This window comes from Accumulibacter sp., assembly GCF_032229525.1.
In the GTDB taxonomy this organism is placed as follows: Bacteria; Pseudomonadota; Gammaproteobacteria; order Burkholderiales; family Rhodocyclaceae; genus Accumulibacter.
Genome location: NZ_JAVTWB010000206.1, coordinates 1 through 19,277, shown reverse-complemented (window position 1 = coordinate 19,277; position 19,277 = coordinate 1). Strand labels below are relative to the sequence as shown.

Genomic DNA, 19,277 nt, shown 5'->3' with positions numbered 1-19,277 from the left:
CCCTGCAGGAATCTACCACAGAAGAATGAACCTCGTTCCGGCCGCGGAGCGTATTTCGGCGACAGTGGCGGAGCGCCCATCGGTCGCCAACACGCCCAGGCAAGGCCGTGTCTGGATGGCCTGTTCGGAGAGCGGAAAAATTCGCTCGCCAGGCACGGGAAGGCAGCTTCGCTTGCGCCGCGTCGGACGTGGCCGTTCATGCAAGAGCCCGCAAGCACGGCTTGCGGGCTCTTGCTCTGCGAGTCCAGCGATCGCCGCTGCGTTGCGGCCGGCCGTTCTGGTCAGGGCTTGCAGCCCTTGACGCGCCAACCAAGCCGCGAGGCAGCACGCCCGCATGGGCGAGCTGCTACGCCTCAGGCTTTATCGGCTCGGTCACCCTGGCCTGCGTTCTTCTGCTCGCCGCCATCCCGGTCAAGCTCGCCGAGAGCCTTCTCGGCGGCCTCGGCCTGCGCTTCGGGTACTGGCTTCTCGGCGCCGTCCGGCTGCGTCTCGCCCTCCCGGGTTGTCTCGGACGACTGCACCGGAGCGTCGTCGCCCGACACAGTCGACCCCGCGTCAGCAACAGCGGGCGCTTCCCTGGCGTCCGCTTCAGCCGTCTCTGCTGATTGATCGGCCGCCTCAGGATGCAACGCCTCGGTGCCGAGGGTCAGCGGCTCGTCGGCGGCAAGCGAACCGGAGACGTCGCCCGTGGCAGCGGCCACAGCCGTCCCGCCGAGCAGGAGTCCACCCACCTTGCCGCGGAACAGCTGACGGGCAGAGCCGCCAGAGAGCTTCTCGTAGCCAGAGGACAGATGGTCGAACAAATCCTTGTAAGAGCCGGCCAGCGATCCAAAGAGGGTGGCGGTGTGGTCGAAGTGGGACTCGACCTCGCGCCGGTAGTCGGAAAGCTCTTCCTTCTGGCGCGACACTTCGGCCTCGAGCACCTCAACTCGCTTCCTCGCGCCGCCGGAATTGCGGCCCACGAAAAACCCGATCACCGCCGCCGCAAGCACCGCCACGATCCCTACCAGCCACCATGTATCTTCGGTCATGCCAACCCTCCCTCTGTAGATTGCAGCGAGCGCCGCTGCCTTGCTGGATGTATTTTCCGTACTCCCGAGAACACACTGTCAACGGCAAGTATACCCGGCCATTCCCCATCACGGGGCCCGGGGGGCGCTCGGGGCAGCCCGAGCCGCGATTCAATACTCTACCCCCGACCCCATCCACGATGGCGGTCGGGGCCGCGCCCGGGCCATCGCCTGGGCGACCGAACACCAGCCGTCGCACGCATTACGCCCCGGGCGACCGCGCATGAGGTTCAGCAAGCCCTTGCACCTGGCGTAGAAGGCGAAGAAGCGCAGCACGAACGCCTTCTCCGCCGGGGTCGGCATGTGCGCGCTGCAGACCAGCTTGTCGTCCACCATGCCGCGGTCGGTCTGCGTCACCGCGCCCCACGCCTTGACCCGTATCCGGGCACCAACGGGAAGGCGTGGCCCGAGGACCAGGGCATCCAGCAGATCGCCTTCCTGCCCCAGGTAACCGGGAATCGAGCCGTAGTTGAACGGACACGGAAAGGGCGAGACGAAATCGATGCGGCCGAGCGATCCGCGTTTGAGAAAGCTGCCGCGCGGCACCTCGATCGTCACCTCGACTTCTGGCGGCTCGACGGCTGCTGCGCGGGGTGGCAGGGGTGGATTGGCGACGTTCATGACGCAATCCTAACGCAACGCGCAAGCGGCAGGGTCATGTCTGTCTTGTAGCTGCCTGCGCAATTCTCTTGCCTGTGCTCAAGCTTTCGCCGTTTCCGGGCAAGCAACCGCAAGCACGCGCCGCGCGAAACCATTTGCCAGCTTGCCGTGTTACCCGCTATAACGCCGTAAAGACTGAAGCAGCGAGGACGCGAGATGAGTGATATTGCAGCGGTTTCCGGGAGCAGCGGCGGACCCCGCCCGGAACACACGTCACTGCTCAACGATACGGAGTTTCTGGAAAGCCTGCGGCGGCAGATGCTCAAGTTCGCCACGCTGCAACTGTCCGACGCCAACCTTGCCGAGGACGCGGTGCAGGAAGCGCTGATCGGCGCGCTCAAGAACGCCGGATCGTTTGCTGGGCGAGCCGCCTTGAAGACCTGGGTTTTCGCGATCTTGAAGAACAAGATCGCGGACGTCCTGCGCCAGAAAAAACGCATGATCGATGCCAGCAGCCTGTTGCGTGAAGACGAGGAAGACGAAGACTTTTCGGCGCTGTTCGACACCAAAGGTTTCTGGCAGGCCGAGGAACATCCGGCGGCGTGGCCCCACCCCGAGGAGGCCTTGCGCGAAGGCGAATTCTGGCTGGTGTTCGAAACCTGCCTGGAGAAGCTGCCGGGCAATCAGGCGCGGGTATTCATGATGCGTGAATTCGTCGAGCTTGATTCGCAGGAAATCTGTGCGACCATCGGCCTCAGTATCAGCAACCTGCATGTAATGTTGCACCGCGCCCGCCTGCGGCTGCGTGAGTGCCTTGAAAACCACTGGTTCGTGGAGGGCGAGAAGCCATGCTGAACTGTCGTGAGGTCACCCGCCTGCTCTCCGAGTCGCAGGATCGAACACTCGGCCTGACCGAGCGCATGACCCTGAAAATACACCTGATGATGTGCACGGGTTGCCGCAACTTCGGCGTGCAGATGGATACGCTGCGGCAGATGGCACGCGCCTACGTCAAAGGCGCCGGTGACCGCCACGGCAAGCAGGACGAATAAGGTGCTGCTGCTGGCGACAACTGCGTCTTGTCGGCCGGATGCACATCGTCCCGGTGTGGCGCCTTGAAGTCGAAGCCGTCCGGCGGCGACGGTTTGACGATCTGGAAGTACAGCAAAACGTCGAAATCGCGTGCTGCAAACAAGCTGTGGTGGCGAATCCGGCGCACTTCCTCGACCCAGCCGGGACAACCCGGGCGATCAAGAAGGCTGGTAGCGGCGTGCCAGCCAGTGATCCAGCGACAGCTTGCCGGGACCCCTGGCGACCAGGTAGAGCAGGACCGCCGCCCAAACCCCGTGGGTGGGATAGGCGTCCGGATAGACGAATATCTGGATCACCGAGGTCATGCCCAACAACGCCAGCGCCGAGAAGCGGGTGGCCAGCCCGAGCAGGAGCAGAACCGGAAAAACGTGCTCGGCCAGCGCGGCCATCGGTGCAGCCACTTCTGGCGGGATCAGTGGCAGGCTGTATTCGTATTGGAAAAGCGCCAGCGCCGAGTCGGACAACTGCGGCCAGCCAAGGACGAACTCGCCGTTGATCGGGTCGATGGCCAAGCCGTCGATCTTGGTCTGCCCGGACTTCCAGAAGACCGCCGCAATCGAGAATCGACCGAGCGCGGCGATCAGCGAGTCGGGAATCAAGGCGAACAGCGCGAGCAGCCGGTGGATCAACTGGACCGGCCCAGAGGGGCTGCTGGAATTACTGCTGGTGGGACTTGCCACGCCGAGGTTTGCGTTCATTGATGCACCTTCCTTGATCTTTCGATAGATGTGATGGCCTGCTCGCGGATCAGCAAGCCCAGAATGTCCGTGAGGTCGAGATCAGCATCGCCATCGCTGGCCTTCTCGACGCTGCTGCCCAGGCTTTCTCCGTGCAGCAGATGGGCAACGAAGTCGCTGGCCCGAGGGACGAGGCGCATCACCGCGACATCGAGAGCGGGCCGGATCACCAGCGCGCTCTCCGCCACCAGGGGGTCAACAGTCGAAATATCGGCACCCCCCTGATGCGCCGCCCACAGCGACACCACCGCGTACGGCGAACGTAGAAGACCCAGCGAGGGATGGAAACCGAGCCGCAGCTCGGGCAGCGAGTCGGGGTCGTCGAGAGCCTGCGCGATGGCGTCGGCAGGCAGTGCGTCGGCGTCAGCCGCGTGATAGGCACGTACCCGCAGCATTTCCAGGCGTGCGACGTCAGCCAGATAGGGCACCGACGACGCCGGAGGAAAGCGCTCGATGAAGTCCGGAAACGATTCGCCATAGAACGCCAGCACCGGCGAACGCGGCGGTTCGGCGCTGACGAACAGGCGTGCCATCGCCCGAAAAAACGCGTCGCCGACGAGTTGCTGCGTGACCGGATAGGTATCGGCGAGCGCATCGATCAGCGACACCAGGACGTTGTTGCGATAGACCGCGAAACGGACCGCCGGATCGGAATCGTTCCAGGTGCTGAGCCCGGCCGGCGGCGGCTGCCCGGGGTCAAGCAGCGCGCGGAAGAATTGCTGCTGCCCGTTCATGCCACCAGTTCCTGCGCTCTATGCGCGCCAAGCAGGCGCTCGGCGTGCCCGGCTTCGGCGAAGAGCACGGCGAAAGCCGGAATGTCGTTGTCGCGCTCCAGCAGGGTCGCCACCGGCCCGACGCGATCGAGCGCGTGTTCGTACAACTGCCAGACTGCCTGTGCGACCGGCGCGCCGTGGCTGTCGATCAACAGCGGGGCGCCCGCCGCGTCGTGCTGCCGCGCAAAGCCAGCGAGGTGGATCTCGCCCACTGCAGCCAGCGGCAGAGCGCCGAGGTAGGCGTGCGGATCGCGGTTGTGGTTGATGCACGAGACGTAGACGTTGTTCACGTCGAGCAGCAGGCCGCAGCCGCTTCGCTGCAGGACCTCGCCGAGAAACTCGGTTTCCGCCATCGTCGACGCCGTGAACTCGACGTAGGTCGCCGGGTTCTCCAGCAGCATCCGGCGTTTCAGGCGCGTTTGCACTTGATCGATGTGCTCGCAGACTCGCTGCAGCGTTTGCGGCGTGTAGGGCAGCGGTAGCAGATCGTTGGTAAATACCTCGCCGTGACTGGCCCACGCGAGGTGCTCGGAAAACGCCTGTGGCGCATAGCGTTCGATCAGCGCCGCCAGCCTGTCGAGGTGCGCCCGGTCGAGCGCTGTCGCGCCGCCGATCGACAAGCCAACCCCGTGGAGCGACAGTGGGTAGCGCTCGCGGATGCGAGTCAGGTAGTGGTGGAAGGGGCCGCCGTCGACCATGTAGTTCTCGGCATGAACCTCGAAGAAGCCGAGGTCCGGCCAGTGGTCGACGATCTGCCGGAAATGCTCGGGCTTGAGCCCGACGCCGGCGCGTGCCGGCAGGCAGGCCGCCCGAGGAGGGCCAGCGGGAGCACCGCTGCCATGCGGCACCCTGGGGGGATCAGCTGTGCTCATCTGATCGGCGCTCCGCGTCTCCCGGTTTGGCGATCAGGCCTTCTTTTCCTGGAACTCCTTGAGCTGGCCGTAGCCGGTCGGCGAAGTCGTGGAGACGGTCTTTTCGCAAGAGCCGGCGGGAACCAGCGACCAGGCGTTGCCCTGGTAGTCGATTTTCGAGGTACCGGCACAGGTGGTCCCGGCCCCGGCCTTGCAGTCGTTCTTGCCCTTGAGGGCGACACCGAAGCATTTTTCCTTGGCCATCGCTGCATCTGCAGCGACTGCCGGTGCCGCGGTAACGGTCAATGCGGCACCCAGTGCCAGGGCCAGCGCGGCGGCGGTAGTTTGTTTGTTCATGATGATTTCCTCCAGAGGGTTGCAGGCAGGACGCCCCCGATGGGCGACCCGACTCGATCGGCAAGGCGCGATACTCAGCTTTGAGCATCGTCTCGCGCCTGCTGCTGAACTAGTCGGCTGAAGAGGAGTTTTCTTACATCGCTGGCATCACTTACATCGCGGATCGCATCTTCCGCAGCCGATTGCGCAATCCTGCCCAGGCAGGGCAAAGCAGAGGGCACAAAAAACGGGCGAGCACAGCTTGATTGGCGAGATCGCCGCTGCCGTGCCTCAGCACAAGAGAACCTACAACGAGAAGGTCAGGGAGTGCGGCCAGCGACTGGGCGGGACGGATCGCTGCACCACTCGCTCCAGGATCCGGCATAGAGCCGCGCCCCGTGCAGGCCCGCAACTTCCATCGCCAGGAGATTGTGGCAGGCAGTAACGCCTGACCCGCAGGACATTACGGCCTGCTGCGGAGCGATCCCGGCCAGCAAGGCCAGGAACTCGCGACGCAGTTCGGCGGCCGGGCGAAGACAGCCCTCCGCGTCGAGATTGTCGCGAAAGAAGCGGTTGCGCGCACCGGGGATGTGACCAGCCACGGGATCGAGAGTCTCGTTCTCGCCGCGAAAGCGATCCGGACTGCGGGCGTCGACCAGACAGGACTGTCCGTCGTGCACATCGGCGAGCACCTCCTGGGTACTCACCACCCAGTCACGAAGAGTAGGCTCCAGGAGAGTCGGGGCGGGTTCCGGCAAATCGGTCGACAACAGCCCGCCCTGCGCCAGCCAGCGATCGACCCCGCCGTCGAGAACGGCGACGCGATCATGCCCGAGCCAGCGTAGCAGCCACCAGAGGCGCCCGGCGATCATGCCACCAGAATCGTCATAGGCGACCACCTGCGTCTCTCGTGACACCCCCAAGGCGCCCAATCTGCCAGCGAGAAGCTGTGGATCGGGAAGGGGGTGACGGCCGTTGCTGCCATTCATCGGTCCCGACAGGTCGCGATCGAGATGCACGAAGCTCGCTCCGGGCAGGTGTCCGGCGGCGTAGGCGCGGGCGCCTGCATCGGTGTCACTCAGCTGATGGCGGCAGTCAAGAACGCGCCAGCCCGGATCATCGAGGTGTTCGGCGAGGACGGCGCTGTCGACCACAGTCGAGTAGATCACCCCTGGTCCTCTCCCGCTTCTTCGGCCAACCAGGAACGGGCCTCGAGCTCGTCGTCGAAAACCTGCATCTCGGCCTGTACGAAGATCTGCGACAACCATGCGCTCCAGGCCACCCACTGGCTGTGCGTGAGGACGGCGATACGGCGGAAATCGCTGGCGTGGGCACGCGAGAAGACGATGTCTTCCCAAGCCACGTCAAGGGTGAAATCGGCCATTTCGCGCAAATCGAAAAAGAGATCGACCGGCCCCTCGAACTGGATCAGGTAGTTTACGGCGTTCTCGAACTCCTGATAATCGGCGAGGGTGAACTCTGCGTAAACCGTGACGTTGACGCGCCGTGTCTGGTTCTCAATGACTATCATGGCATCCTCCCTTGGTGTTTGCTCAAGTGTAGCACCAGTCCTGCCGGCGAGGCTGGCACCATGACAGCCCGATGGTCGTCGTGAATTCAATGCCGGCGCGGGCGCGGTGGTGAAAGTCCGACTCACGGCGACGGCGGTGGACTCCGATGCCGTGCACCGACGACGCTTCGCTCTGGCGCCCCGATCCAGGGTCGCGATCAGCCTCCGAAAGCGCCTTGATGGGAAGGGCAGAAGCCACATCGCGGCGTTCGCAGGAATGCTTTCCATTTGACCGAAAGGCCACAAATAGGCTATTTTCGGCGGTTTGACTCGAGCCTCTCCCATGCCACGATCGAACTCCGAGGGTGCTGCCAACGCTACCGCGTCCGGCAAGGAAGGAACCTCCCTTGGCAAACTGAAATTCGAAGCTGCACTCGCCGAGCTCGAACAGATCGTCCAGGACATGGAGGGCGGTCGCTTGCCGCTCGAGGAATCGCTCGCCGCCTATCGGCGTGGCAGCGAACTGCTCAAGCATTGTCAGCAACAGCTCAGCGATGCCGAACGTCAAATCCAGATTCTCGAAAATGGCGCGCTACGGGCGTTCGACGCCGATGGCGCCGAGACAAAATGAGCGAATCGGACATTTTTTCACGCGCGCGCAGGGATGTCTCCTTCCCGGACTGGATGGCTAGTGTCCAGGCACAGGTGGAAGCAGCGCTGGCCCGTAGCTTGCCCCCAGCGGAGGCGATTCCAGGTCGCCTGCACCAGGCCATGCGTTATACCAGCCTCAACGGTGGCAAGCGGGTACGCCCCCTGCTCGCTTTCGCCGCCGGCGAATTGACGGCCGCCACGCCGCAACGCCTGGAAGTGGTTGCCAGTGCCATCGAGCTGATCCACAGCTATTCGCTGGTTCATGATGACCTGCCGTCGATGGATAACGACGTACTTCGCCGCGGTCGACCGACCTGCCATGTCGAATACGATGAAGCCACCGCTCTGCTGGTCGGCGACAGCCTGCAATCGCTGGCGTTCGAGCTTCTGGCGCGCGAAGATTTCGGTGACCCCACCGGTCAGCTGGAGATGGTGCGCCTCCTGGCGAGGGCGGGCGGCTCGTGTGGCATGGCCGGCGGCCAGTCGATCGATCTCGAATCGGTCGGCAGAAACCTGAACCAACCCGAACTCGAACTGATGCACGCGCTCAAAACGGGGGCCTTGATTCGTGCCGCGGTGATGCTTGGCGCGCTCTGCGGGACAGCACTTAGCGTTCGCCAGACGTCGTCGCTCGACCGCTTTGCCAAGCGTGCCGGCTTGTTGTTCCAGGTGGTCGACGATATTCTCGACTGCACGGCCAGTACGGCCACGCTGGGCAAGACAGCCGGCAAGGATGCTGCCGCCGAAAAACCGACCTACGTCAGCCTGATGGGCCTCGAACGCGCCCGCGAATTTGCCGCCGATCTGAGAAAACAGGCGCTCGACTCGCTCACCATTTTTGGCGAACGCAGCCAGCGCCTGGTCGAGTTGACCGACTTCATCGCCCAGCGCAAATTCTAACCTCCGCTTCTGCTCACCGCTGCCAGCGACTAGCGAGCGTTTCTGCCGGACCCGACATGAACCCCTACCCTCTCCTCGACACCATCAGCGATCCGGCGCAGGTGCGCAAGCTTGACCGCCGCCTCCTGCCACAACTGGCCGACGAGTTGCGCGCGTTTCTGGTCGACTCGGTCTCCAGAACCGGCGGCCATCTGTCGTCAAACCTTGGTACGGTCGAACTCACGGTTGCCCTGCACTACGTCTTCGAGACACCGCATGACCGCCTGGTGTGGGACGTCGGGCACCAGACCTACGCGCACAAGGTGCTCACCGGACGCCGGGCGGGCATGGCCAAGCTGCGCATGCACGGTGGCATCTCCGGTTTCCCGAAACGCAGCGAGAGCGACTACGACACCTTCGGCGTCGGTCACTCGTCAACGTCGATTTCCGCCGCCCTCGGCATGGCTCTCGCGGCCAAGATCAAACGCGAGACGCGCAAGGTGGTGGCGATCATCGGCGACGGCGCGATGTCTGCCGGGCAGGCCTTTGAAGCACTGAACAACGCCGGCGTTGCGGATGCCGACATGCTCGTCGTCCTCAACGACAACGACATGTCGATCTCACCGCCGGTGGGCGCACTCAACCGCTATCTGGCGCGATTGTTCTCGGGCAGCACCTTCAACGCGGCGCGCAAGGCCGGTGAAAAGATTCTCGATTTCTCGCCCTCGCTGCTCGAGTTCGCCAAGCGCGCCGAGGAACACGTCAAGGGCATGCTGACACCCGGGACGCTGTTCGAGGAACTCGGCTTCAACTATATCGGGCCGATCGACGGGCACGACCTCGAATCGCTGGTACCCACACTGCAGAACCTCAAGAACCTCAAGGGACCACAGTTCCTGCACGTCATCACCAAGAAGGGCCAGGGGTACAAGCTGGCAGAGGTCGACCCGATTCTCTATCACGGCGTTTCCAAGTTCCAGCCGGAAATCGGTATTGCCGGCGCCAAGACCGGCGCCAAGCCGACCTATACGCAGATTTTTGGCGACTGGCTGTGCGACATGGCGGCAGCAGACCCGAAACTGGTCGGCATCACCCCGGCGATGCGCGAAGGCTCGGGCATGCTGCGCTTCAGCGAGTGCTACCCGGAACGTTACTACGATGTCGGCATTGCCGAGCAGCACGCTGTCACCTTCGCCGCCGGGCTGGCCTGCGAGGGCATGCGGCCGGTACTGGCGATCTACTCGACCTTCCTGCAGCGTGGCTACGATCAACTGGTGCATGATGTGGCGCTGCAGAACCTGCCGGTGGTCTTCGCGCTCGACCGTGGCGGCCTGGTCGGCGCCGACGGCCCGACGCATCATGGTGCTTTCGACATTGCTTTCCTGACCTGCATTCCCAATATGGTGGTGATGACGCCGACCGATGAAGACGAGTGCCGCAAGATGCTGACCACCGCCTACCACCTCGATGGCCCGAGTGCCGTGCGCTACCCGCGCGGCAGCGGCACCGGCGCCGCCATTGACAAGGCGCTGGTCGGACTGCCGCTGGGCAAGGGCGAGATCCGCCGCCGCGGCACCACGGTGGCACTGCTCGCCTTCGGCAGCATGCTGACGCCGGCGCTCGAAGCGGCCGAGGAACTCGACGCCACCGTCGCCAACATGCGCTTCGTCAAGCCGATCGACCGCGACCTGATCATCGCCCTGGCCGGGGAACATTCGCTGCTGGTCAGCGTCGAAGAGGGTGCCTTGATCGGTGGCGCCGGTGCAGAGGTCGAGCGCGTTCTTTCGGAGATCGCCAGCCCGACCCGGTTTCTGCGTCTCGGCATCCCCGACCGCTTCATCGATCACGGCGACCACGCGCTACTGCTGGCGGAAATCGGCCTCGACCGCGACGGGATCGTTGCTGCAGTACGCACACGGCAAGGCAACGCGGCGGATTCGGCGCAGCCGAGCCGTCCGCGAAGCGAATGAAACTACCAGGAGCAGCAATGAATGCACCCGAAACCCCGCAAGCCCCCACCGTGATGGCGGACGTCCAGGGCTCGGCCGATACCCGACGGATTGCCATCAACAAGGTCGGAATCAAGGCCATTCGTCACCCGGTCAAGGTGCTCGACAAATCGGGCGGCGTCCAGCACACGATCGCCATGTTCAATATGTACGTCGGCCTGCCACACAACTTCAAAGGCACGCACATGTCACGCTTCGTGGAGATTCTCAACAGCCACGAACGAGAGATTTCGGTGGAGAACTTCCCGGCCATGCTGCGTGACATGGTGGACCGGCTTGAAGCCGAAACCGGTCACATCGAAATGAGCTTCCCGTATTTCATCAACAAGGCGGCGCCGGTGTCTGGGGTGCAGAGCCTGATGGACTACGACGTCACGCTGACTGGCGAGATCTGCCATGGCCGGATCGAGTCGGCGATCAAGGTCGCCATTCCGGTAACCAGCCTCTGCCCGTGTTCCAAGGAGATTTCCGAGCGCGGCGCGCACAACCAGCGCTCGCACGTCACGGTCACCGTGAAGATCAACGATCACCTGTGGATCGAAGAGTTGGTGCAGTGGGTCGAGGCGCAGGCTTCCTGCGAGCTTTATGGTCTGCTCAAGCGCCCCGATGAAAAATTCGTCACCGAACGGGCTTACGACAACCCGAAATTCGTCGAAGACATGGTGCGCGACGTGGCGGCACGTCTCAACGTCGAGCAGCGCGTTGATGCCTATGTGGTGGAATCCGAAAACTTCGAGTCCATCCACAATCATTCAGCGTATGCGCTGATCGAGAGCGACAAGCGAATTACCCCTGCCGCCTGAGCCGCTCGCCTCGCGAAAACAAACATGGCGGAGTCTTCGACTCCGCCATGTTCTCGTTTACCGCAGCAATGCAGGCGTTCAGCGCTGCTTGCGCGTCAGCTTTTCCTTGATCCGCGCCGACTTGCCGGAACGCTCGCGCAGGTAGTACAGCTTGGCACGGCGGACATCGCCACGACGCTTGACTTCGATTGCCGCGACCAGCGGTGAATAGGTCTGGAAGGTGCGCTCGACGCCCTCGCCCGAGGAAACCTTGCGGACGATGAAGCTCGAGTTGAGACCACGATTACGCTTGGCGATGACCACGCCTTCGTAGGCCTGCAAGCGCTCGCGCACCCCTTCCTTGACCTTGACCTGGACGACGATGGTATCGCCCGGTGCGAATGGGGGAATGACTTTGCCCAGGCGGGCAATTTCTTCTTGTTCGAGTTGCTCGATCAGATTCATCTTATAAACTCCATGTATGCGATTCACGCATTGTTGTTATCCTGACCGCATTGCTCCTGAAACTTCACCAGGAGTTGCGTTTCCGATTTCGACAACGAGCGCCCCGTCAACAACTCGGGACGACGCTGCCATGTCCGACCCAGCGCCTGTTGCAGCCGCCAGCGTCGTATTTCCTCGTGGTGACCGGAAAGCAGAACATCCGGCACCCGCCGCCCTTCGTATTCCTCGGGCCGCGTATAGTGCGGGCAATCCAGCAAACCCGCCACAAACGAATCCTGCTGTGCCGATTCGGCATCATTCAGCACCCCGGGTAACTGCCTGACGACGGCATCAATCAACGCCATCGCCGGGATTTCACCACCCGAAAGGACGAAATCCCCGATCGAAATCTCCTCGTCGACACAAGCCTCGATCAAGCGCTCGTCAATTCCTTCATAGCGCCCGCAAACCAGCACCACCGCTTCCTCGGCCGTGGCCAGCCGCATCACGCGCCGATGCGTCAGCGGCGTGCCCTGTGGCGAAAGGCAGATGACCCGGCTAGCGGCGCCAGCCACCTGCTGCCGAGCTTTGGCAGCCCTGATCGCCGCTTCTAAAGGTCCCGGCATCATCACCATTCCCGGGCCACCACCGTAAGGGCGGTCGTCGACTGTGCGGTGCCTGTCCTCGGTGAAATCACGCGGATTCCACGTCTGCAGGCTCCACTGCCCGGCTTCCAGCGCCCTGCGCGTCACCCCCGACTGCGCCACCGCAACAAACATCTCGGGAAACAAGCTCACGACATCAACAACCCACTGCCTGCCGCTCGGCAGTGCATGGTCCGGCGAAGTCACCAGTCCATTTCCCACTCAACGCGAACGCGCTTTCGCTGCAGGTCCACCTGCAGCACCACCACCGCGACAAACGGCAGCAAACGCTCCCGGTTCTCGTCGCCAACAACTCGCATCACCGCATTGGCCGGCGTGTCGATCAGACCGACAATCCGGCCCAGGGACTGGTCGCTGGTATTTATCACTTCCAGGCCGACGAGGTCGGCCCAGTAATACTCGTCAATCGCGGTCGTTGGCAACCCGCTGTGCGGAACTCCGACCAGCACGCCCCCCATGGTCTCCGCTGCAGTACGATCAGCGACACACGCCAGTTGGGCAACCAGCCGATCGTTGCGCACATCGCACTTGATCAGCCTCGTCTGACGCCATAGCTCGGGAGCTTCTCCCTCTCGACCGAGCCACCAGCAAGGCAGCCGGGACCACGCAGCGGGATCGTCTGCAAACGGAAATACATGAACTGCGCCCTGCAGACCGTGCGGACCGATGATTTTGCCGAGAACAACGATGTCGGGGGGCGGGCCATCCGCTGTTGCGGTTCCGCCAATCGCTTCAGGCAACGAACCAGCAGGCAAGACTCAGGCTACCGCCTTGGCGGCCGACTGCTTGAGCAAACGCGCGACGGTCAGCGACAGTTGAGCACCCTGCTGCTGCCAGAAACTGAGGCGGTCCGTAGCAATGCGCAGGCCCTCTTCCTTGTCTGATGCCAGCGGGTTGTAAAAGCCGATGCGTTCGATGAAGCGTCCATCGCGGCGAGCACGCGAATCGGCCACCACCATGTTGTAGAAGGGGCGCTTCTTGGCGCCACCACGGGCGAGACGAATAACAACCATGATAATCTCTTCCGAATTCAGAAAAAGGGAGCGATTATAGCAAGAAAGAGTTCTTTCAACATGATCCGGGCGAAACTGGGAGTGGGTCCCAGTGCAATTCGGGGCTCGCGCGGAGCAACTGCTGACAACGACCCTCCGGAAGGTCGCCGGATGCGATCGGGGGGCGTGTGCGACTGCCCAGCCTGACCAAGCTGCCCGGAGGAAACGTTGCACCACCCGCAAGGCGGGCTCGCAGTATAATGCTTTGAACGAGCGTCGACAGCCAACACACTGATTCTGGAAGATGATTTCCAACACAGCGGCAGTTTCCCATGTTACGCCAGAGGCGGAGGATCGACATGGCTGACAGCCTGGCAGCGCAAACCCCTTTGGCAGGTGGCCTGATGACTAACACCGCGTTCAATGACCCTAGCGCAGATGGCGCCGGAGCAAGCCAATCCGGCATACGAACCATTCTGCAGTGGCTCGAGTTGCCGATGGCGCCCCATCCCGCCGAGGAACTTCCGTCCGTACGTGCGCAGGTCAAAGCACTGCGCGAGGTGGGTGGAACCCCGCAACAACGTGCCTACGCTCTGGATGGCCTGTACATCCGTAGCTGCGCGGTTGTGGCGGACCTACTTCCCGATCTGACCGACTTGATGCTCCCCGTACCACGCAAGACGCGACGAGTCATCCGCGGGGTTCTCGATCTCCTGCAAATGCTCGCTGACGACACGCTTGCCATGCTGGAAGGTGATGATGATCAGTCCGCCGCGGAGCCCCTTCAAACAGCTGATCTCATACTGTGGCGGGGCGTGCATGCCCTGACACAACAGCTGATGATCAGCCACCTGATAGCCTCGCCGGCGCCCATCGGCGCGTGGCAGCAGTTGCACCAGGCCTACGCGACGGCACAACGCCTGAACGTCGAGGCCACCATCCCGCGGAACCAGTCGAGCAGCCTGCAGCATATCTATCATGCGTCGATTTTGCTCGGCTGCGCGCAGCCAGCCTCACTCACCGCCCGTGAAGTCCTGTTCCTCGCCAATTACTTTGAACGCTTCGCCGATCAGATCGAATTGATCCCCGTTGCCGCGGCGACCGCCCCCGGCGCGTTCTGGATCGACCCCGCGCGCGACGCGCCGGCCTTGTCCGGTTCCCGCAAGCTGGCGCCAACGACCGCGCCGATCGAGTGCTTTTCATGCGCACGCCTGAGCCTACTACTCAAGACACAGCTTGCTCAACTCGACAGCGGTACGCCACCGCAAGAGATCGGACTGCCCGATTTCGCCGGGACGGCGGCAGGAGCCGGGGTCCTTCACCGGCTTGTGGGACGCTGGAGCGACCAGGGAAACCGCCGCTTCCAGCGTCGGCGGCAAAACTACCGAACGGTCCTGGCAACCGGTATCGACGGACTCTGGCAGCTGTGCAAGAACGGCGAAGCGCCAGGCGTCGCACTGTCGACCTGGATGATCGTTAACGAGAGCCCGGATGGCTATGCGCTGATGCACGCCTCGGGCAAGATCGGCGCCCTCTCCGTCGGCGACGTTGCCGCAGTGCGAACGGGAGAGAATCCCAACTGGCAAATCTGCCTGGTTCGTTGGGCGGTATCCGAGAACCCCGAGCATTTTGAGCTGGGCCTGCAAATCCTGTCGCCAAAAGCCATACCGGCGATTCTGGCCCAGCCATCGGAAGACCAGGGCACCGAGCACCTGCAAGTCCTGATCCTGCCGGAAATTCCAATGCTGCGCGCAAGTCAGCTGCTCGTCGTCGCGTCGGGCGCATTGTCCAAGAAGGCAGACAAACTGCTTCTGGTTGTCGAGGACGAACACCTGTCCGTGCGCGAAGTCAAACGCACCGGCATTGACGAGCAGACCGGCAGCGTCGATATCTTGTCGATCGAAGCTGACAAGAAAAGCAACTAGTGTAGTTTTGCATCTTCTCGACTGCGGGCAGCAGCGCGTCGCAAGCCTGTGGAGCCTGCGCATCGAGCAGGAAACGCTCGATCGCTTCGAGCTTACGCTCGAGGTTGGCGGTGGTCTTGACGCAGACGGGGTCCGTCGCCTCGGCTGCTCAAGCGGCAGACGATGCCGGACGATGGCGCTTCAAGGCCTGCAAGGACGTACGCGCACCCTGCACCCGGCCAGCGGCCACATCGTCGAGTCCTTTGCCAGCATCGTCAATCAGCCGCAGGTGGATATGCTCGCGCTCCAGCTGGTGGTAGTAATCGAGTCGCTCGGCGTCGATGATCGCGATATAGCTTTCGCCGTTCTTGGTGACGATCTTCTCGGCGCCGGCTTTCACTTGCGCGGCCCGCACGGTGCAAGGAGAGGCCAGCGATCAGCCACGTGGAAAGCCCTTTCTTGCCGGGGTTGGCGCCATTGCGCGCCCTACAGCGAAGCCGCCTTGAAGGTGTCGCAGCGGCGCAGGTCGCCGGAGTCCATGCCGATCTTGAACCAGCGCATGCGCTGTTCGGAGCTGCCGTGGGTAAAGGATTCGGGAACGATACGGCCTTGTGTCTGCTGTTGCAGCCGATCGTCGCCGATAGCTGAAGCCGCGTTCAGCGCCTGCTGGATCTCACCCGGTTCGATGATGTTCTTTGCCGCATCGGCGCGGTGTCCCCAAACGCCGGCAAGACAATCGGCCTGCAATTCAAGGCGTACCGACAGCGCGTTGGCCTTGGCCTTGCTGGCACCTTGCTGAGCCCGGTGCACTTTGTCCGAGATGCCGAGCAGGTTCTGCACGTGGTGGCCGACTTCGTGGGCAATCACGTAGGCCTGGGCAAACTCCCCAGGCGCGTGGAAGCGCGTCTTCAGGTCGCGGTAGAACGACAGGTCGATGTACACCTTCTGATCCGACGGGCAGTAGAAGGGCCCCATCGCGGACTGGCCGGTGCCACAGGCCGTTGCTGTCGCGCCGCTGAAAAGCACCAGTTTCGGCTGCTGATAGCGGGAGCCCCCGGCACGGAATACCGCTTCCCAGGTGCTCTCGGTGCTGGCCAGCACCTTGGACACAAAGCGGGCCATCTCGTCATCGGCTGGCGGCTTGCGCGCAGCTTCCTGGCGCGGCGACTGGCTGCCATTGTTCGACGCGAGACCGAGAATCAGCGCCGGATCGATGCCGAAGAAATAGCTGGCAGCCAGCGCCAGGACGATGGTGCCGATACCCACGCCGCCGCGCCCGATCCCGCCGCCAAAGCTGCCACCACCGCCTCGCCTGTCTTCGACGTTGCTGCTTTCATTCTGGTCATCGAGTCGCATGCATCATCCATCGCGTGGTTATGGTGCGACAGATGCTACCAGCAGCACTTCGCCTTGAGTAAACCGGCGTCTTGTCCAGCACGGACTGAGCGGCAAACGGGTGGGCGTGTTGCCGAGGCCTGGCCCAGAAGAGTGTCGGAAGCGCTACTTCTCCGCCTCAACCCGTTGCCAACCGGGAAGGCTGGCTCGCCGACCCGCAGGACCCTTTCGCGAAAGGGAATCTCGTCGCTCTCACCCTTGCCACGCGCTGATCGAGCAACGGCAAGCAACGACGACGCCAGCGCCTGGCAGTGGTGCGAGTGCCGTCCCCTGCAATGAGGAGCGTAGCCGTCGGCAATCATCGACACACGACTCACCAATCGCGGCCGGCCATTGGTTACACTTGGCCGCCTGAGCATGCGCAAACATGCGATTTCGACGATACTTGCCACAGGACAACAGGGGAAGAGAAATGATCAGAAAAAGCTTGATGGGGCACCTGGTCGGCGGCACCTTGCTCGCCGCCACGATGGTCCTCGGGAGCAGCGGCGGCGCCTTGGCCGGCGACAAGCCGGCGCCACCGACGGCGCCCGTGAAGGAGATCAAGGACGAACGAGCGCTCAAGTTGCTGCAGGACATGAGTGACCAACTGGCCGGGTCGAAAACGCTCCAATTCAAGACGCGCAGCCTGGTCCCGCTCGATTCGCCAACCGGGCAGTACATCAGCCTCTTCGCGTCGTCGCGCGTGCTGATGCAACGGCCCGACCGCCTGTTCGTCGAGTCACGCGGCGACCTGCTGCCGAACGACCTCTACTACGACGGAAAGACAGTGACCGCGATCGGACTCATCGGGAAATTCTATGTCCAGCAGGAGGCCGGCGGCGGGAAGCTCGACGCCGTCCTCCAGCAGGAAGTTCCGAGTGCGGACACCTTGGCGCCCTTCGTCGACATCCTGGTTTCCGACCCCTACGCCCGCCTGGCGAAAGATCTTTCGAGCGCCATCCTGGTCGGTCAATCGACCATCGCCGGGGTCAAGACCGATCACTTGGCGTTTACGGCCCCCGGCGTCGACTGGGAGGTCTGGATCGGCGCGCAGGACAAGCTGCCGCGCCTGATGATCACGTCGTACCGTGGTGGCGAGCGGCAGCCGACGTTCACCGTCGAATTCTCCGACTGGAAGCGCGACGCACCGATACCGGCGCAGACCTTCAAGGTCGCCATCCCGAAGGACGCAGTCAAGCTCGAGTTCAAACAACTCGGCCTTCCCCAGCCCAGATAAGCGGCACAAGGAGCCAAGCGATGAAACAGATGAAAACTCTCATTCTCGGCGTTGCGGTGACCGCGAGCGTACTCGTCCCCCTTGCCGACGCAAACGCGTGGGTGGCTGCCGGCAGAGGCTGGGGCGGGCGGGGCTTCGTTGCTGCTGGCCACCCCTACCATGGCGGTTACTACCATGGCGGCGGCTACTACCACGGCGGTTGCTATGGATGCGGTGCGGCGGCGAGCGCCGTCGCGGGCCTGGCGGTGGGCGCGATGGCGGGAGCTGCGATCGCCAGCGCGTCGCAACCCGCGGTCGTGGTTCAGCAACCGGTATACGTAGCCCCCCAGCCGACTTACGTGGCCCAGAACAATTTGCCGATCGGCACCCAGTTTGCGGCGCTGCCGCCCGGCGCCCGACACATGACGGTGAACGGCGTCCAGTATTACCAGAGCGGGCCGAACTGGTACAAACCCTACTTCGGGTCGAGCGGCGTGTACTACGAAGTCGTACCGACGCCGTAGGGGTTCAGCGCCCGCAGCTTCGCTGAAAGTGGAAAGGGTGGCGCCGGAAACCGGCTTGCCCTTGACTCCTTTGCGCGCAGCCGCTTGCTCGCTCGCTCAAGTCAGAATCCCGTTTCCGCGGACCGATGGGCGAAAGGCCAGCGAGCCGGCCGGAGGAATTCCATCCCGACCGCTCAACTGACTCAAGCCGACAACCCCGCGCGGCCCAGGAGTACGACGCCCCACGCAAGCAGCAGCACACCGCCGGCGGGACTCAACCACCGCGCCGTCGGCCAGTTCTTCTCGAGCTGGACGAAGACCGTCAGCACGGCGATCCACGCCACGTTCATCACGCCGAGAACGAATAACAGCGCCATCAGGAGCCAGCAGCAACCGGTGCACAACAGGCCGTGCCGCAAGCCCGTGATCAAGGCACCAGCGTGACCCGGGCGCCACTCGGTCATCAGGAACGAGAGCGGCGAGCGGCAGGTCGACAAACAGGCCTGTTTCAGCGGCGTGAACTGGAAAATGCCGGCAGCGAGCAGCAAGACGCCGCCGAACCCGGGACTGCGCACCTCCATCATCGGCGAGATCCAGCTGGCTTGCAGCAGTGCCCATTGAATCCCCGTGATAAGCAGGCTGAAGCCGGTCCACACCAGCACGTAGCCGGCGACGAAGGCGATGATCGCCCCGCCGCGGGAGTAGCCGGCAGACGGCTGGCAGCACGACGCGAAGGCCGAGACCATCGGCAGTGCAGTCGGCAGCATCATCGCCACCATCATCACCGACCACATCAGGAAGACCAGCGCGAGGTCGATCGGCCTCCAGTCGGTCATCCGCGGCATCAGCAGCATGTCCATACCAACATCCATGTTGGCCATACCCC

General features: G+C 63.3%; 24 protein-coding genes. 9 read left to right on the top strand and 15 right to left on the bottom strand.

The features are described from left to right. Positions 1 to 353 precede the first annotated feature (353 nt). Together RUW20_RS16470 and RUW20_RS16465 are read right to left on the bottom strand one after the other, a co-directional pair. Complete coding sequence (locus tag RUW20_RS16470; protein WP_313953309.1) at positions 354 to 1,031, bottom strand: ZapG family protein; 678 nt, start codon at positions 1,029 to 1,031, stop codon at positions 354 to 356. Positions 1,032 to 1,181: 150 nt separating this feature from the next. After that, positions 1,182 to 1,691 carry an inorganic diphosphatase gene (locus RUW20_RS16465; protein WP_313953308.1) on the bottom strand — a complete coding sequence of 170 codons (510 nt, stop codon included), beginning with the start codon at positions 1,689 to 1,691 and terminating at the stop codon, positions 1,182 to 1,184. A gap of 195 nt (positions 1,692 to 1,886) precedes the next feature. Between RUW20_RS16465 and RUW20_RS16460 the strand changes: the two genes are divergently transcribed. Together RUW20_RS16460 and RUW20_RS16455 are read left to right on the top strand one after the other, a co-directional pair. After that, positions 1,887 to 2,525, top strand: a complete 639-nt coding sequence (locus tag RUW20_RS16460) for an RNA polymerase factor sigma-70 (protein WP_313953307.1) — start codon at positions 1,887 to 1,889, stop codon at positions 2,523 to 2,525. Continuing rightward, entirely contained in the window at positions 2,519 to 2,722 is a 204-nt protein-coding gene (locus RUW20_RS16455) for a zf-HC2 domain-containing protein (RefSeq protein WP_313953306.1), read from the top strand. The genes RUW20_RS16460 and RUW20_RS16455 overlap by 7 nt, the downstream gene beginning before the upstream one ends. Before the next feature lie 198 nt (positions 2,723 to 2,920). Here RUW20_RS16455 and RUW20_RS16450 read toward each other — a convergent pair whose 3' ends face one another. The 6 genes from RUW20_RS16450 to RUW20_RS16425 form a co-directional block, all read right to left on the bottom strand. Next, positions 2,921 to 3,460: a DoxX family protein gene (locus tag RUW20_RS16450; RefSeq protein ID WP_313953305.1), complete on the bottom strand. Its 540-nt coding sequence runs from the start codon at positions 3,458 to 3,460 to the stop codon at positions 2,921 to 2,923. Beyond that, positions 3,457 to 4,233 (bottom strand): DNA-binding domain-containing protein, encoded by a 777-nt coding sequence (locus RUW20_RS16445; protein ID WP_313953304.1) that lies wholly within the window; start codon positions 4,231 to 4,233, stop codon positions 3,457 to 3,459. Before RUW20_RS16445 ends, RUW20_RS16450 begins: the two co-directional genes overlap by 4 nt. Beyond that, entirely contained in the window at positions 4,230 to 5,144 is a 915-nt protein-coding gene (locus RUW20_RS16440; protein WP_313953303.1) for a DUF692 domain-containing protein, read from the bottom strand. The genes RUW20_RS16445 and RUW20_RS16440 overlap by 4 nt, the downstream gene beginning before the upstream one ends. 33 nt (positions 5,145 to 5,177) lie before the next feature. Further along, positions 5,178 to 5,480: a DUF2282 domain-containing protein gene (locus RUW20_RS16435; RefSeq protein WP_313953302.1), complete on the bottom strand. Its 303-nt coding sequence runs from the start codon at positions 5,478 to 5,480 to the stop codon at positions 5,178 to 5,180. Positions 5,481 to 5,779: 299 nt separating this feature from the next. Next, positions 5,780 to 6,628 carry a sulfurtransferase gene (locus RUW20_RS16430; RefSeq protein ID WP_313953301.1) on the bottom strand — a complete coding sequence of 283 codons (849 nt, stop codon included), beginning with the start codon at positions 6,626 to 6,628 and terminating at the stop codon, positions 5,780 to 5,782. After that, complete coding sequence (locus RUW20_RS16425) at positions 6,625 to 6,990, bottom strand: STAS/SEC14 domain-containing protein (RefSeq protein WP_313953300.1); 366 nt, start codon at positions 6,988 to 6,990, stop codon at positions 6,625 to 6,627. Before RUW20_RS16425 ends, RUW20_RS16430 begins: the two co-directional genes overlap by 4 nt. Before the next feature lie 322 nt (positions 6,991 to 7,312). On the opposite strand from RUW20_RS16425, the gene RUW20_RS16420 reads away from it, so the two are divergent. The 4 genes from RUW20_RS16420 to folE2 are packed head-to-tail and all read left to right on the top strand — an operon-like array spanning position 7,313 to position 11,311. Beyond that, positions 7,313 to 7,600 carry an exodeoxyribonuclease VII small subunit gene (locus tag RUW20_RS16420; protein WP_313953299.1) on the top strand — a complete coding sequence of 96 codons (288 nt, stop codon included), beginning with the start codon at positions 7,313 to 7,315 and terminating at the stop codon, positions 7,598 to 7,600. Next, a complete protein-coding gene (locus RUW20_RS16415) occupies positions 7,597 to 8,520 on the top strand; it encodes a farnesyl diphosphate synthase (protein ID WP_313953298.1) in 924 nt (307 codons plus the stop codon). Before RUW20_RS16420 ends, RUW20_RS16415 begins: the two co-directional genes overlap by 4 nt. Before the next feature lie 56 nt (positions 8,521 to 8,576). Then, positions 8,577 to 10,469, top strand: coding sequence for a 1-deoxy-D-xylulose-5-phosphate synthase (dxs, locus tag RUW20_RS16410; protein WP_313953297.1), 1,893 nt, complete (start codon positions 8,577 to 8,579; stop codon positions 10,467 to 10,469). Positions 10,470 to 10,486: 17 nt separating this feature from the next. Then, a complete protein-coding gene (folE2, locus tag RUW20_RS16405; protein ID WP_313953296.1) occupies positions 10,487 to 11,311 on the top strand; it encodes a GTP cyclohydrolase FolE2 in 825 nt (274 codons plus the stop codon). A gap of 78 nt (positions 11,312 to 11,389) precedes the next feature. Here folE2 and rplS read toward each other — a convergent pair whose 3' ends face one another. From rplS to rpsP, 4 genes are read right to left on the bottom strand one after another with little or no spacing between them, the layout of a single operon-like run. Continuing rightward, complete coding sequence (gene rplS, locus RUW20_RS16400; RefSeq protein ID WP_313953295.1) at positions 11,390 to 11,755, bottom strand: 50S ribosomal protein L19; 366 nt, start codon at positions 11,753 to 11,755, stop codon at positions 11,390 to 11,392. 23 nt (positions 11,756 to 11,778) lie between these two features. Then, complete coding sequence (gene trmD, locus RUW20_RS16395; protein WP_313953294.1) at positions 11,779 to 12,585, bottom strand: tRNA (guanosine(37)-N1)-methyltransferase TrmD; 807 nt, start codon at positions 12,583 to 12,585, stop codon at positions 11,779 to 11,781. Next, on the bottom strand, positions 12,582 to 13,139 hold the full coding sequence (rimM, locus tag RUW20_RS16390; RefSeq protein ID WP_313953293.1) for a ribosome maturation factor RimM: 558 nt from the start codon (positions 13,137 to 13,139) through the stop codon (positions 12,582 to 12,584). The genes trmD and rimM overlap by 4 nt, the downstream gene beginning before the upstream one ends. 18 nt (positions 13,140 to 13,157) lie before the next feature. Continuing rightward, positions 13,158 to 13,412, bottom strand: coding sequence for a 30S ribosomal protein S16 (gene rpsP, locus RUW20_RS16385; protein WP_313953292.1), 255 nt, complete (start codon positions 13,410 to 13,412; stop codon positions 13,158 to 13,160). Between the two features lie 383 nt (positions 13,413 to 13,795). Between rpsP and RUW20_RS16380 the strand changes: the two genes are divergently transcribed. Continuing rightward, the gene (locus RUW20_RS16380; protein WP_313953291.1) at positions 13,796 to 15,316 is read left to right on the top strand and encodes a hypothetical protein; all 1,521 of its coding nucleotides are present in this window, start codon (positions 13,796 to 13,798) and stop codon (positions 15,314 to 15,316) included. 148 nt (positions 15,317 to 15,464) lie between these two features. Here the strand turns inward: RUW20_RS16380 and RUW20_RS16375 are convergent, their stop codons facing one another. Together RUW20_RS16375 and RUW20_RS16370 are read right to left on the bottom strand one after the other, a co-directional pair. After that, positions 15,465 to 15,728, bottom strand: a complete 264-nt coding sequence (locus tag RUW20_RS16375; RefSeq protein WP_313953321.1) for a prevent-host-death protein — start codon at positions 15,726 to 15,728, stop codon at positions 15,465 to 15,467. 53 nt (positions 15,729 to 15,781) lie between these two features. Further along, complete coding sequence (locus RUW20_RS16370) at positions 15,782 to 16,651, bottom strand: neutral zinc metallopeptidase (RefSeq protein WP_313953290.1); 870 nt, start codon at positions 16,649 to 16,651, stop codon at positions 15,782 to 15,784. A 451-nt stretch (positions 16,652 to 17,102) separates the two neighbouring features. On the opposite strand from RUW20_RS16370, the gene RUW20_RS16365 reads away from it, so the two are divergent. Both RUW20_RS16365 and RUW20_RS16360 read left to right on the top strand, forming a co-directional pair. Continuing rightward, positions 17,103 to 17,909: a DUF2092 domain-containing protein gene (locus tag RUW20_RS16365; protein WP_313953289.1), complete on the top strand. Its 807-nt coding sequence runs from the start codon at positions 17,103 to 17,105 to the stop codon at positions 17,907 to 17,909. 20 nt (positions 17,910 to 17,929) lie between these two features. Further along, on the top strand, positions 17,930 to 18,412 hold the full coding sequence (locus RUW20_RS16360; protein ID WP_313953288.1) for a hypothetical protein: 483 nt from the start codon (positions 17,930 to 17,932) through the stop codon (positions 18,410 to 18,412). A gap of 182 nt (positions 18,413 to 18,594) precedes the next feature. Here RUW20_RS16360 and RUW20_RS16355 read toward each other — a convergent pair. Further along, positions 18,595 to 19,277, bottom strand: a 683-nt coding sequence (locus RUW20_RS16355) for a DUF2182 domain-containing protein (protein WP_313953287.1), incomplete at its 5' end; no start/stop codon positions are given.